This is a genomic window from Microbispora sp. H10830 (assembly GCF_014161375.1).
In the GTDB taxonomy this organism is placed as follows: Bacteria; Actinomycetota; Actinomycetes; order Streptosporangiales; family Streptosporangiaceae; genus Microbispora; species Microbispora catharanthi.
The window spans coordinates 205,393-217,798 of record NZ_JABBWX010000008.1 but is presented as its reverse complement, the minus strand read 5'-3'; the positions used below and the strand labels follow the sequence as shown (position 1 = coordinate 217,798).

Sequence of the window (12,406 nt, the reverse complement as noted above, 5' to 3'; positions counted from 1 at the left end):
ACGCGTCTCGTTAGTCTCACCCGGTGATTTACGAGCACCCCCTGGCGTACCTGCTCGGTCTCGAGGGTGTCGCCTTGTTGCGATCCTTCACCGGCCAGTTCGACCGCGGCTTCGTGGACTCGCGCATCGCCGAGATCCGCAGGTTGCTCGACGACGAGGCACTGGCGGAGGCGGCCGTGGAGGTCGCGCGCGTGGACACGACGGAGGGCTACCGCATCTGGTCAGGCTCCTATGACGGCCCCAACGGCTTGTTCGACATCGACGAGCCCCTCATGGCCGGGATCGTCGACGCGCTGCCCGAGGGCGTCGCCCTGGACGCCGCCTGCGGAACCGGCCGGGTCGCGGCGCTGCTGGCCCAACGGGGTCATCGGGTGCTGGGCGTGGACAGGTCCCCCGACATGCTGGCACGCGCCCGTGCCCGGGCGCCGCTCGGCCGGTTCCTGCTCGGGGATCTGCATCACCTGCCGGTGCCGGACGACGCCGTGGACCTCGTGGTGTGTTCTCTGGCACTGACCCATGTCCCCGCACTGGGGCCGGTGACGATGGAGTTCGCCAGAGTCCTGCGTCCGGGCGGGCACCTGGTTATTTCCGACATGCACCCCGAAGGAGTCAGACGAGGCTTCGTCCCGCCCGTACGGCGAGCAGACGGCAATCCGGGGCGGATCTCCACCTACCAGCACTCGATCGGCGATTACCTGCGCGCCGCGCTGTCGGCCGGATTGCAGGTGCGACGCTGCGAGGAACCCGAAGCGGAGCGTCCCCGGCGGAGCGGGGTGCCGCCCACGGGAGAGGCGGTGGGCATGTGGAATCTCTGGCCCTGGTGCCTCACCGACCTGGTGCCCGAGGCGGCGGAAGCCGCCAACGGCGACGTGCCGACGATGGTCGTCTGGCACTTCCAGCTTCCCGGATAACGCTGACAGGGCCCGATGCGGGCCGCCCGGACGGTTCCGGACGGCCCGCGAGGAGCGTCAGGCCGGATTCAGATACCAGATCTGGTCACCGGCGACGATGCCGAGGCCGCCGTCGGTGTTGCCGGTGATCGTCTGCTGCTCCAGGGTGGTGCCGCTGCCCGGCGGGCTGTCGAGCACCTTGCCGCTGAAGCGGTTGACCAGATAGAACGTGCCGTCGGCGACCCGCCGCAACGTCCATTGCTGGCTGGTCGCGGTGCCGCAGGTCGCCTGCCTGATCTGCACGCCGTTCGCGGTGCCGGCCGAAACCAGGTCCAGGCACTTGGCGCTGTTGACGTTCACCAGGTTCCAGTACGACCCGGTGGCCTGCAGCCGCCACTGCTGGCTGGTCGCCCCAGACGGCACGTTGTGGGTGACCAGCGTGCCGGAGGCGGTCGAGCCGCCGACCGGCTCGGCGTTGTCGCGGCTGCCGCGACCCTGCAGGTAGTAGACGCTGTTGTTGACCGGGGCGATGCCGGTGACCTGGTTGAACACCCACTGCTGGTTGGTGGCGCCGGTGTAGGTCTGCTGGGTGACGGGCGAGGGATAGGAGCCGGTCGCGGTCAGCGCCAGGCCCGACAGCCAGTCGAAGATGGCGTACGTGTTGGTGCCGACCGGCAGGTAGGCGAAGCGCATGCCGTCCTGGCCGTTGCAGATGTACTGCAGCAGCGTCGTGCCGGGGGTGGTGCCGCTGTAGGAGCTGTCGGCGCACAGGCGGCTGCCGGCGTTGATGAACTGCAGCCCGGTCGTGTAGCCCATCAGCCACTTCTGGCTGGGGGTGTCGACGCGGGCGCGCTGGCTCAGCTCGGTCAGCGCCCCGGTGGACGCGCCGATGGGCTCCAGCGCCCCTCCCGTGGCCACGTTGGTGACGACGTAGGTGTTGCCGACCTTGGGATGGGGGTCGCTGTCGGCCGTGCTCCCGGCGATGAGATAGGCGCTGTCGGCGGTGTTCCAGTGCGTGGCCAGGTAGCTGCCGGCGGCAGGGGCGGCGTTGTAGTAGTCGTCCCGGTTGCAGTCGGGCAGACGGTAGTCGTTCCACTGGAGGCAGTTCCACGACGGGGTGCCGCCGTAGCACATGAGGTCCCACTGGTCCAGGCAGTGCCAGCTGCCGTCGGAGTGCGCGGCGCTCATCTGTACGGCGCCGAAGGTGTGCCCGAGTTCGTGGGCGATGGCGTTGGCGCCGAAACAGCCGGGGATGGCGTCAACCCTGGCGTAGGCCAGGCCGTTGTTGAGGTTGGCGGCCCCGGTCGTCAGGTCGTCGCCCTTGATCTCGCCCACGCCGCAGATCACGGTGGCCTCGGTGAGCATGAGGTAGTGCCGGTCGGTGCTCGTGTAGCCGAGGGCCTTCACGGCGTTGATGCTGGAGTCGAAATCGGTCAGTGAACCGGCCGGGACCACGAGGTTGCGCACGACGGGAGCGCAACCGCCGGACACCGATGTGGTCACGTAGCGGATGTGCCGGCTGCGGCTGGAGGTCGCCGCGCCGTCGTTGAACTGGTCGTCCGCGTCGGCCAGCCAGGCCCGGAACATGGGCAGCAGTTGCGCGTAGCGGTCGGGCATCGACGACTCGCGTACGTACAGCACCTCCACCCGCTTGCCGCTGGTGCCGTCGCCGTCACAGGCCACCAGTTGCGGGGTCGCCTGCGCCTCGGCCGCCGAGGCGGACGGAAGCGCGGCCGGGCCGGCCCGATGGCCGACCTTGGCGCCGGGGAAGACGTCGGACGCGACGCGGGAGGGGCCGTCGTCCGGTGGCGCGGCGGCCGACGCCTGCGAGGGTAAGACGATCAGGACGGCCGCGAGCGCCCACATTGCCGCCAGGGAGAGGGTTCGCCTGAGCTGCATTCCGATGAACTCCCATCGGTACGGATACGCCCTCATAGGGGCGATTCACCGAAATGATCACATCAGGAGGACGGACTTTTCGATCTTTGTAAGATTTCTCTCATAATATTGACAAGCCTTGTCAATTCACCAACCGGACGGTTCGGTTGCGCCATTTCCGCTGCGTCGGCGCGGTTGGCGGAAGGATTTCCGGAGACTTTCGTGCCGGGAGAGAAGAAGTGGCGTGGCCGAAGAGCGCATTCAGGGCCGATGAGGACGGCCGGTGTCGGCCTCTGGAACTGCCGGAGAACTTTCGGATGCGCGGGAAGCCGGGGAGTCCCGTCCCGAACTGTCGAATTTACAGCTCCACCGACTATATTTCGGCCAGGCCAAAAGCGAGACACCGGCCAATGGCGAGACGGGCTCGTAGGCGAACCGGCGGTGACGAATCCGGAGAATCTGGGATACTCGGGCCATGAATACAGCCGCCGGACGGGCTCTCGCATTGGTGGGAACGGGACTGGGACTTCTCGCCGGCTTCGGCGCGATGATCCGGGGGCTGTTCGACGACGGGCCCGTCTTGGTACGCGTCGGGTTCTTCACCTTCGGCGCGCTGCTCTTCCAGCACCTCGCACGCGGCCTGATGCGGGAGTGGCGACGGCCCGGGCCAGGTCCGGAACCCCTCAGGAGGAAGGACGCACTGCCGTGAAAGGTCTCAAGGTCTCGGCGGCAACACTGGCGAACCCGGCGCAGGCCGGGCCCGCACGCTCCATCGATGCCGGTCGGCCCTCCCGCGGGGGCGGACGATGACCGGCGACGTCGCTTCCGGCGGCGGGAGCCGCGCCCCGGGCGTCCACCAACTCCAGGCTTTCCGATCCCTTCAAGAAGATCAACGGGCAGCGCGTCACCTCCAAGTCGGAGTGGCGGTGCCGCCGCGAAGAGATCAAGAAACTGGCCGAACGGTATGTCTACGGTGAGAAGCACGGCAAGCCGGCCGGCGTCACCGGGACGGTCTCGAGAACCGGCATCACGGTCAACGTGTCGGACGGCGGCAGGAGCGCGAGCTTCTCGGCGAGCGTGGACCTGCCGAGTGGCACCGAGCCGTTCCCGGCCGTCATCGTCTACGGAGGATTCGGCGCCGACACGGCCACCATCAAGGCGAGCGGTGCCGCCGTCATCAGCTACGACCCCTATGCGGTCGGCAAGGAGGGCACGGCCCGCAACAACAAGCAGGGTGCCTACTACAGCATCTACGGCTCTTCGAGCAGCACCGGACTGCTCGCCGCCTGGGCCTGGGGCGTGAGCCGCATCATCGACGTCATCGAGCAGTCGGGTGGCAGCATCCTCAAGGCGGATGCGACCGGCGTCACGGGCTGCTCCCGGTTCGGGAAGGGCGCCTTCACGGCCGGAGTGTTCGACCAGCGCATCGCGTTGACCATGCCGATCGAGTCGGGCAGCGCCGGCGTCCCCGTCATCCGCGGCATCGCCCAGGAGTCCGGCGCGCAGCCGCTGAGCAGCGCCTACTCCGAGCAGCCGTGGCTGGGAGACGCGTTCGGCTCCTTCACCGGCAACCCCGGCCAACTGCCGGTGGACACCCACGAGATGGTGGGCATGGTCGCCCCGCGCGGCCTGTTCATCATGGAGAACCCGCACGTCGACTGGCTGGGCGCCCAGTCGGGCAGCGTGGCCGCGCCGGCCGGAGCCGAGATCTACAAGGCGCTCGGCGCGGGAGACGACATCAGCTACTGGTCCGACGTACAGGACGGCACCCACTGCGCCACCCGGTCCGAATGGCGCACCCCGCTGCAGCCGAACATCCAGAAGTTCCTGTTGAAGACGGGCAACGCCCCCGCCGTGTTCCGGGTCTCGTCCAATAAGTCCGGCAACCTGTCGCAGTGGAGAGACTGAGGCTTTTTCATCCTGGTGGCCTGGTACGGCAGGCCCGCGGAGAACAGTGCCCCCATGGAGCCTGCAGGAGCGTGCAGCGAAGTGATCCACCCTCTGCGGCCAACCCGCAGGGGCCGTGGACGGTCGGTTCTGCTCACCTCGATCCGGGAACGACTGCGCATAGGTAGGTCGGCTCCTCCAGCAGTTGCGGCGTCAGCGTGATCCCTGTGAGGCGCTCGGCCATGAGGAACGCCGGCCCTTCGCGGGGATCGGTGAGCGGTGGGTAGACGGAGTCGATCCGCTCCATGGTCTCTGCGAGTTCGTCCGGCATCTCCTCTGAGTAGCTTTCATGGTGTCTGAACATGAACTGGATCTTCCCGTCTTCGATCCAGTGGGAATAGCCTTCCTGGTACGCGAACTCGAACCGGATCTTTCCGTCGTCGATCCAGTAGAAGTAGTCCATGCCGTCGACGTCGAGGTAGAAGTGGGAGACGAGACGGGTGCCCGCCGACAGCGGCATGATGATCTCTTCGGTGACGCCAAGCCCGCCGTTGGCCTCGACGAGGAGTACCCAGTCTCCAACGGCGACGGCACCGAAGGTTTGCCACCGGATCAGCTCATCAAGCGTCACGCGAGAGCAGTCTTCAACCCGCACGCCGAGCCGGGTCACCAGTTCCTCGGGCGTCAGGCCGCGGACGTAGGTGAAGCAGTAGGCATCCGCCAGGCCGGGGAAGCGCTCACGGGAGAACCAGGAGTAGTCGTCAGGAGTCGCGATCATTCCGTCATGCTCGCAGCACCCACCGACACGATAAGAGCAGTTTCATCCTGGGTAGCGGCTGCCCGTATCGGGAGCCTCCTCTCATCCGCCACCGCTTTCCGCGGACCCATCCTGACCGGTGCCTTAACGATGGAAAGAGCTCACTGGACGACCCCGGTCCTGACCGACTCCAGCCCGTCTCCGAGCCCGAGCTCCTCGCCGAGCCCGCCGGTGAGCCCGAGCCCCTCGCCGTCCGGCGGGGTGAGCGGCGCGTGCTCGGCGACGTTCCGGGTTGTAAATTCCTGGTCCGGCGGCTGGCAGGGCGAGGTCACGGTGCGCGCGGGGAACTCCGCCGTCAACGGCTGGACCGTGAACTGGACCTGGCCCGGTTCGCAGACCATCAGCCAGATATGGGGAGGCGTACGGTCGGGCTCCGGCTCGAACGTCACGGTGCGCAACGAGTCGTGGAACGGCTCGGTCGCACCGAACGGGAGCACGACCTTCGGCTTCATCGCCGGAGGGTCCTCGGCCACCCCGGCGGCCACCTGCACCAGTCCGTGACCCACGGGTGATCGGACCCTGATGACCGGGGCCCGCGGCGGCCGCGCCGCAGGCCCTCGGCATGTACGCGCCGGGCACGACGGCTCGTGATACCGCCGGATCGTCGCCGCCGGAGTCGGCTGACTCCCCGCAGCGGGCGCCGCTTCGGTCAGTGACCGAAAATCATGACGATGCCGACGATGACGAAGTGGATGAGCACCGCGAACACCAGGACGCTGGCGAATATCCACTTGGCGGGGCCGTGCTCGAAGTGCTTGCTCTCCTTCATCGGCGGGCGCTGGGCGACGCGGTCGGCGATGCGCTCTTCGAGACTCTTCCTACGGGCCATGACACTTCCTGTGTTCTCGGCGCTGCTTAGTGCACTAACAGTTAGTGTACTAATCGATTAGCATGGCAGTGGAGGTGCACATGAGTGACGTTGGCGACATCGTCGACCCGCTGGCCCTGGAGAACCAGGTCTGCTTCGCCCTGGCGGTCGCCTCACGGTCGGTCATCGGCCTCTATCGGCCCCTGCTCGAACCGATGGGCCTGACCCACCCGCAATATCTGGTGATGCTGGCCCTGTGGCAGTACGCGCCGTTGTCGGTCAAGGACCTCAGCCGGCTGCTGCAGTTGGAGCCGGCGACGCTGTCGCCGTTGCTCAAGCGCCTGGAGACCGCCGGCCTCGTCGAGCGCCGCCGCGCCAGCGACGACGAGCGTTCCCTGGCGATCGTGCTGACCGGCGAGGGACGCGCGCTGCGTCAGCAGGCCGAGAAGGTGCCCGTGGCGATCGTCGAGCGGCTGGGGATGGAGCTGGCCGAGCTGCAGAGTCTGCACCAGGCGCTGACCCGGGTGATCGGCGCGGCCAACGGCGCGCACCTCGCCGGACAGCGATAGAACCCGCACCTCGGGGCAGTGGGTGTTGCCGAATCAGTGCAGTCGTCCGGTCTGGCGCAGGTGATCGAAGATGATCTGGTCGACCGGGGACACGCGGCCGCGGTCGGCGTAGGTCAGCCAGGTGATTTCTTCGATCTCGCTGCTGGGTGTCGGCACTCCAAGGTGGTCGGCGGTGTAGCAGGTCATCCGCACGATGACGCCGTCGGCGTGGCCGTGCGCCTGGGCCTGGTAGGTGCCCACGTGGGTGGCGGTGGCGGGGATGATCGTGATGGACAGTTCCTCGTCGATCTCGCGGATCAGGGTGTCGAGGTCGGTTTCGCCGGGCTCCCGTTTGCCGCCGGGGATGTAGTAGGCGTTCTTGCCCCGTGATCGGGTGCTGAGGATCTTCCCGTTGTCCAGATGGATCCAGGCGATCTTGTCGATGGTGTTGTTCACCGGGGTGCTCCTGTAGTCGGCGGCGGAGGGATGGGTCAGGGCGGCCAGGTCGTCGGGGCGTTCGTGGAGTTTCCCATTGGTGAGGACCGCTCCGGCACGGACGAGGGCGACCACGCGACCACATCGGATGATCCGGGAAGGTGCCCCCTTCCGGGAAGATCCACAGGTTTCGATCATTGCTCGGGCTCACTCCTGAGGTATGACCCGCTCTCCTTCACCCACGGGCTCCTCGAAGCCCGCCAGGTATGACCGGAGAAGATCCTCAGAGACCGTGACGCGGTTCGGCCCACGCAGGGCGTTGCGCGCCGAGAGCCGCCGGCGCAGAGTCTCCGGGTTCGCTTTCAGGTAGACGAGCTCCCACCGATACCCGTGACTCTCGATCAGAGACTTGTACCGGTCGCGCGTCGCGCGCCGCCAGAAGCTGTAGTCCAGGACCACCCTCCGGCCTGCCCGCATCAGGCGCACAAGCTCCTGCCGTAGGGCCTCCTCGGCACGGGCCTGATGGTCCTCGTACTCCTTCGGGTCGAGATGGCCGCCGTCGCGCCCGAGCAGTGCCCAGACGGCCTCGTCGATGGACAGCCGGATGTAGCCGCGCTGCTCCAGCTCCTGCGCGTAGGTCGTCTTGCCCGAACCCGCGATGCCGCACATCATCACGACGCGCCGCTCCGTCTCGTCCTGCAGCCGAGGTGATCCAAGGTCGTCAGGAATGCCGGCCATGTCCCGACCGTACGGCGCCGGGCTCGGCCTGCCGCCCCGCCGCGTCAGGCGTTGCCCGCGACGTTCTGGATCGCACGGGCGAGGCGGGCAAGATCGACGCCTTCGAGGTGGTCGAGAAAGTGCCGGCGCACGCTGGCCAGGTTGCTCGGCCACGCCTGTTCCAGGCGGGCGAGGCCGGCGTCGGTGAGGACGGCGTTCAACCCGCGGGCGTCGTCGTCGCACCTGACCCGTTCGACCAGGCCCTGCCGCTCCAGGACGGTGACGATGCGGGTCATCCCGCTCAGGGAGAGCTCGCAGGCGACCGCGAGTTCGCCCATCCTCATCCGCCGCTGCGGCGCCTCAGACAACCGCATCAGGGCGGTCCACTCGATGAGCGGCAACTGTTGTTCGCGCACCATGTCGGCGTCGATCGCGCGGGGCAGCGCGTAGATCAGGCGAGGCAGCGCGCGGATCAACGCCTCCTCGTCGGCGGTCAGCGGCTGCGCCGGCGGCACCGGCTGCGATGTGGTCATGGCCACATTCTACTTGCTTCACGAACGAAGTATCAATACTCTTTCTTCGCGAAGCAATCATTTCCTCGCAGGACTGGAGATCGTCATGACCAGAATCGGGATCATCCTCGGCAGCACCCGGCCCGGACGCAACGGGGAGGCCGTCGCCCGCTGGGTGCACCAGATCGCCGCCCAGCGGACCGACGCGGAGTTCGAGCTCGTCGACCTGCTCGACTACAAACTCCCTCACCTCGATGAGGCGCTGCCGCCGTCGCTGGGCCAGTACACGCAGCCGCACACCAAGGCGTGGGCCGACAAGATCGCCTCGTTCGACGGGTTCGTCATGGTGACGCCGGAATACAACCACTCGACCTCGGGCGCGCTGAAGAACGCCATCGACTTCCTGTACGGCGAGTGGAACAACAAAGCCGTCGGTTTCGTCAGCTACGGCTCGGTCGGCGGCACCCGTGCGGTGGAACACCTGCGCCTGATCGCTGGTGAGCTCCAGATGGCCGACGTGCGGGCCCAGGTGGCGCTGTCGCTCTTCACCGACTTCAGGGAGTTCAGCGTGTTCACGCCCAACGAATTCCAGGTCGAGTCGCTCACCGCGATGTTGGACCAGGTCGTGGCGTGGAGCACGGCACTCGCGCCGATGCGCGCCCGCTGAGTTCGCGCGAAACACAAGGATCGGGAGGAACTCCATGGGAACGCTTGACGGCAAGGTGGTGCTGATCACCGGCACCGCCGGAGGTCAGGGCCGGGTCGCGTCGCTGGTCTTCGCGCGAGAAGGCGCGAAGGTCGTCGGGTGCGACATCCAGGTCGATGCCAACAACGAGACGGTGGAACTCGTCCGTCGCGCCGGAGGTGACATGACGGGCATCGCGCCCATCGACCTCACCGACCCGGAACAGGCGCGGCAGTTGGTCGAGGACGCAGTGGCGGCCTACGGCGGGCTCGACGTCGTCTACAACAACGCGGCCATGCCCCGCTTCGGGCCAATGCCCGATTTCTCGGTCGAGGACTGGCGGGTGACCATCGCCGGCGAACTCGACATTCCTTTCTTCGTGTCGAAGTTCGCATGGCCTCACCTGGTCCGGCGGGGTGGCGGCGTCATCATCAACGTCGCGTCCATGGCCGGCATGATCGCCGGTGAGGTCCCCCCGATGGTCGCGCACAGCGCGGCGAACGCCGGGGTCATCGGCATGACCCGGCAATTCGCGCTCGAAGGCGCGCGCCACGGGATCCGCGCGGTGGCGATCAGCCCCGGGCCGGTCCTTACCCCGGCCAGTGACCGCGATCTCGGCGACGACCAGGCGGCCAGGGACGCGATAACCCGCAAGACGCTCCTCAAGCGCTTCGCCCGGCCAGAGGAGATCGTCGAGCTGGCGGCCTTCCTCGCCTCCGACCGGGCGGCGTACATCACGGGCGCCAACTACGCGGCTGACGGCGGCGCGACCGCCTGGTAGTGCCACCGAATCGCTCTGCCGCCCGGCCGCCCGGCCGCCGGGCGGCAGAGGCATGAGCGGCAGGAGATGTCAGAAGTTCGGGCACGTGACTGCGCGGTGGCGGTTCACGCGTGCACCGCACAGCCCTGAGGTGCCGCTAGCTCCCCATACAGATCACGTAGATGGTGCCGCCGACGCTCTTGCCGTAGAGCCTCCAGCCGACCGCCTTCCCGTTGACGAGGTACGGCGCGTTCGTGGTGATGTTGGGCACGCTCGCACCGCCGCCGGCGATGAAGCCGCCGCCCGTGGCGACCATGTCGTCCGGGCACATGATCTCGTCGCTGCCGCCGTTGGCCGGCAGGTAGAGGGAGTCCGCTTTGGTGATGACATTGACAGATCCACCCCCGGAGCCCGCGGGGCCCGCCGGTCCCGCCGGACCCGCCGGACCCGCGGGACCACGCGCGCCCGTCTCGCCCTTGTCCCCCTTAGGGCCCTGGGGACCCGCGAGGCCGCGCTCGCCCCTGTCGCCCTTCGGACCCTGGGCGCCGGTCTCGCCCTTGTCCCCCTTGGGGCCCTGCGGACCGGCGGGGCCGCGCTCGCCGTCCTTGCCGTCGGTGCCCTTGGGACCTGTGGCGCCGGTGTCGCCCTTCGGGCCCTGCGGGCCGCGCATGCCCTGGGGGCCGCGCAGCCCCTGCGGACCGGCAGGACCCTGCGGGCCGGTGCCGCCGATGCCCACCGGACCCTGCGGACCGGTCCTGTTCCACGACACCTTGGTCTCGGCCGGCTTGCACGTCGTCGTGGCGTTCACCAGGCGCATGTACCGCGTGCTCTTGTTCACACACGCGTACAGCGGCGCGTCACTCGCCGACGAAGCGGTGGCCGCGCCACCGAGGACCAGGAACGACCCGACCAGGGCACCGGCCGTCACGAGGCCGATGCTCCGCCCGCCCGGCAACTTGATAGCCACGGACTTCCCTCTCTGAGGCATAAGGGGCAGCTGACGCGCAAGAGGCGCGAGTGATACACGTCCGAGCGGAAGCGGCGGTTGTCCTCCCGTAGATCACGTATGCGCATCACCGCTCCATGTCAGCCACCTTGGTCAGAAATCACCCGAACCCCTTGCGGCGCGGGATTCACAGGGTCACGACGGTGCCGGTGAGACGGGCCTGTTCGGCGGCCCACACCACACGATGGGTCATCAGGCTCTCGTCCGCGTCCGACCGCAGCAGGCCGGCGTCGCCCGAGGCCACTGCGGCGAGGAAGGCGTCCGTGAGGCCCTCGTCGCCGCCCCCGTGCCCGTCGGCCGCCGACGGACCCTGCACCTCGGACGTGGCCTCATCGGCGTCCACGGTGATCGTCTCCTCGGCGCCGGTGCGGAAGTCGACCAGGCGCAACGTGCGGCCGTCGCCGTCCACGTAGCCGTGCGTCCCGAACAACCGCGTCCGCCGGTGCTCCATCGGACTGAACGCGCTCATCGTGAACGAGCACGTCGCGCCGTCGTCGAACTCCATCAGGACCTCCTGATGATCCACGACGTCGTTGTCGCACGCGTACACGCACCGCCCGTACGGCCCCGTGCGCAGCGCTTCCCGCACGTCCGCCTCGGTGCGCCCGGGCGTGACGGCCGACAGCGGCCAGAACTCGCTCGACGGATCCCCGAGGCACCCCAGGTAGAGCCGCGGCGCCGAGTAGGGGCACGACGGCTCGATCGGGCAGTCGAGGCACCTGTCGGCGGCCCCGGCGGGCCGGTCCTCGGGACGGAAGTGCGAGAGGGAGCCGAACGACGAGACGCGGGCGGGCGGCCGGCCGAAGAGGTGGACGAGCCAGTCGATGTCGTGGCACGCCTTGGCCAGCAGCATCGGAGCGGAGGTGTCCTGCCGCCGCCAGTGCCCGCGGACGAACGAGTGCGCCTGGTGCCACCACCCCACGGGCTCCAGGTGCTGGACGTTGACGAGCCGCCCGATCCGCCCGTCCTCCAGCAGCCCGCGCATCGCCCGCGTGTAGGACGTGTATCGCAGCACGTGGCAGACCGCGAGCATGATGCCGTTGCGCCTGGCCGCGTCGGCGATCCTGGTCGCCTCCTGCTCGGTCGTGGACATCGGCTTCTCCAGGAGAATGTGGTAACCGAGGTCCGCCAGCGCCACCGCCGGTTCGGTGTGCAACCGGTCGTGCGTGGCGACGACCACCGCGTCGGCGACCCGGCCGCCCGCCGCCAGGTCCTCCCAGCCGGCGTGCGCCCGATCCGGCGCGATACCGAACTCCTCCACGAAGATGGCACGCCGGAGGGGATCGGGATCGGCCACCGCCACCACGCGGCCGGCGCCCGTGTGGTGCGCGCGGCGCGCGTAGGTCAGCCCTCGCAGGCCTCCGCCGACGACGGCTAAAGTCACCTCAGTCATGGAACCTTCCCCGAATCAATATCATGGAGACCATCATTATTCGTCCCGGAAAAGTCGACGGCAAGGGGGG

At 68.3% G+C, this 12,406-nt stretch carries 15 protein-coding genes; 7 read left to right on the top strand and 8 right to left on the bottom strand.

Going from position 1 to position 12,406, the window contains the following annotated elements; translation table 11 throughout:
• Positions 1-23: 23 nt before the first annotated feature.
• Entirely contained in the window at positions 24-911 is an 888-nt protein-coding gene (locus tag HHX35_RS21645) for a class I SAM-dependent methyltransferase (RefSeq protein WP_182900556.1), read from the top strand.
• Between the two features lie 57 nt (positions 912-968).
• On the opposite strand, the gene HHX35_RS21640 is transcribed toward HHX35_RS21645, so the two are convergent.
• Positions 969-2,789, bottom strand: a complete 1,821-nt coding sequence (locus HHX35_RS21640; protein WP_182900555.1) for an RICIN domain-containing protein — start codon at positions 2,787-2,789, stop codon at positions 969-971.
• 454 nt (positions 2,790-3,243) lie between these two features.
• On the opposite strand from HHX35_RS21640, the gene HHX35_RS21635 reads away from it, so the two are divergent.
• On the top strand, positions 3,244-3,477 hold the full coding sequence (locus HHX35_RS21635; protein ID WP_182900554.1) for a hypothetical protein: 234 nt from the start codon (positions 3,244-3,246) through the stop codon (positions 3,475-3,477).
• Between the two features lie 329 nt (positions 3,478-3,806).
• Positions 3,807-4,676 (top strand): hypothetical protein, encoded by an 870-nt coding sequence (locus HHX35_RS21630; protein WP_220505713.1) that lies wholly within the window; start codon positions 3,807-3,809, stop codon positions 4,674-4,676.
• A gap of 133 nt (positions 4,677-4,809) precedes the next feature.
• Here HHX35_RS21630 and HHX35_RS21625 read toward each other — a convergent pair whose 3' ends face one another.
• The gene (locus HHX35_RS21625) at positions 4,810-5,433 is read right to left on the bottom strand and encodes a DUF6461 domain-containing protein (protein WP_182900553.1); all 624 of its coding nucleotides are present in this window, start codon (positions 5,431-5,433) and stop codon (positions 4,810-4,812) included.
• Positions 5,434-5,439: 6 nt separating this feature from the next.
• On the opposite strand from HHX35_RS21625, the gene HHX35_RS45160 reads away from it, so the two are divergent.
• Positions 5,440-5,973, top strand: a complete 534-nt coding sequence (locus HHX35_RS45160) for a cellulose binding domain-containing protein (RefSeq protein ID WP_182900552.1) — start codon at positions 5,440-5,442, stop codon at positions 5,971-5,973.
• Between the two features lie 148 nt (positions 5,974-6,121).
• Here HHX35_RS45160 and HHX35_RS21615 read toward each other — a convergent pair whose 3' ends face one another.
• Positions 6,122-6,301: a hypothetical protein gene (locus HHX35_RS21615; RefSeq protein WP_139577483.1), complete on the bottom strand. Its 180-nt coding sequence runs from the start codon at positions 6,299-6,301 to the stop codon at positions 6,122-6,124.
• An 80-nt stretch (positions 6,302-6,381) separates the two neighbouring features.
• Here HHX35_RS21615 and HHX35_RS21610 point away from each other — a divergent pair, with 80 nt between their 5' ends.
• Complete coding sequence (locus tag HHX35_RS21610) at positions 6,382-6,849, top strand: MarR family winged helix-turn-helix transcriptional regulator (protein ID WP_182900551.1); 468 nt, start codon at positions 6,382-6,384, stop codon at positions 6,847-6,849.
• A 33-nt stretch (positions 6,850-6,882) separates the two neighbouring features.
• Here the strand turns inward: HHX35_RS21610 and HHX35_RS21605 are convergent, their stop codons facing one another.
• The 3 genes from HHX35_RS21605 to HHX35_RS21595 form a co-directional block, all read right to left on the bottom strand.
• Positions 6,883-7,398: an NUDIX domain-containing protein gene (locus HHX35_RS21605; protein WP_310739210.1), complete on the bottom strand. Its 516-nt coding sequence runs from the start codon at positions 7,396-7,398 to the stop codon at positions 6,883-6,885.
• Between the two features lie 72 nt (positions 7,399-7,470).
• Positions 7,471-8,001, bottom strand: a complete 531-nt coding sequence (locus HHX35_RS21600) for an ATP-binding protein (RefSeq protein WP_182900549.1) — start codon at positions 7,999-8,001, stop codon at positions 7,471-7,473.
• Between the two features lie 44 nt (positions 8,002-8,045).
• Positions 8,046-8,513 carry a MarR family winged helix-turn-helix transcriptional regulator gene (locus tag HHX35_RS21595; RefSeq protein WP_182900548.1) on the bottom strand — a complete coding sequence of 156 codons (468 nt, stop codon included), beginning with the start codon at positions 8,511-8,513 and terminating at the stop codon, positions 8,046-8,048.
• A gap of 85 nt (positions 8,514-8,598) precedes the next feature.
• Here HHX35_RS21595 and HHX35_RS21590 point away from each other — a divergent pair, with 85 nt between their 5' ends.
• Both HHX35_RS21590 and HHX35_RS21585 read left to right on the top strand, forming a co-directional pair.
• The gene (locus HHX35_RS21590; RefSeq protein WP_182900547.1) at positions 8,599-9,159 is read left to right on the top strand and encodes an NADPH-dependent FMN reductase; all 561 of its coding nucleotides are present in this window, start codon (positions 8,599-8,601) and stop codon (positions 9,157-9,159) included.
• 34 nt (positions 9,160-9,193) lie between these two features.
• A complete protein-coding gene (locus HHX35_RS21585; protein WP_182900546.1) occupies positions 9,194-9,958 on the top strand; it encodes an SDR family NAD(P)-dependent oxidoreductase in 765 nt (254 codons plus the stop codon).
• Between the two features lie 136 nt (positions 9,959-10,094).
• Here the strand turns inward: HHX35_RS21585 and HHX35_RS21580 are convergent, their stop codons facing one another.
• Both HHX35_RS21580 and HHX35_RS21575 read right to left on the bottom strand, forming a co-directional pair.
• Positions 10,095-10,904, bottom strand: coding sequence for a collagen-like protein (locus tag HHX35_RS21580; RefSeq protein ID WP_220505711.1), 810 nt, complete (start codon positions 10,902-10,904; stop codon positions 10,095-10,097).
• Between the two features lie 166 nt (positions 10,905-11,070).
• Complete coding sequence (locus HHX35_RS21575) at positions 11,071-12,336, bottom strand: Gfo/Idh/MocA family protein (protein WP_182900544.1); 1,266 nt, start codon at positions 12,334-12,336, stop codon at positions 11,071-11,073.
• Positions 12,337-12,406: the final 70 nt, after the last annotated feature.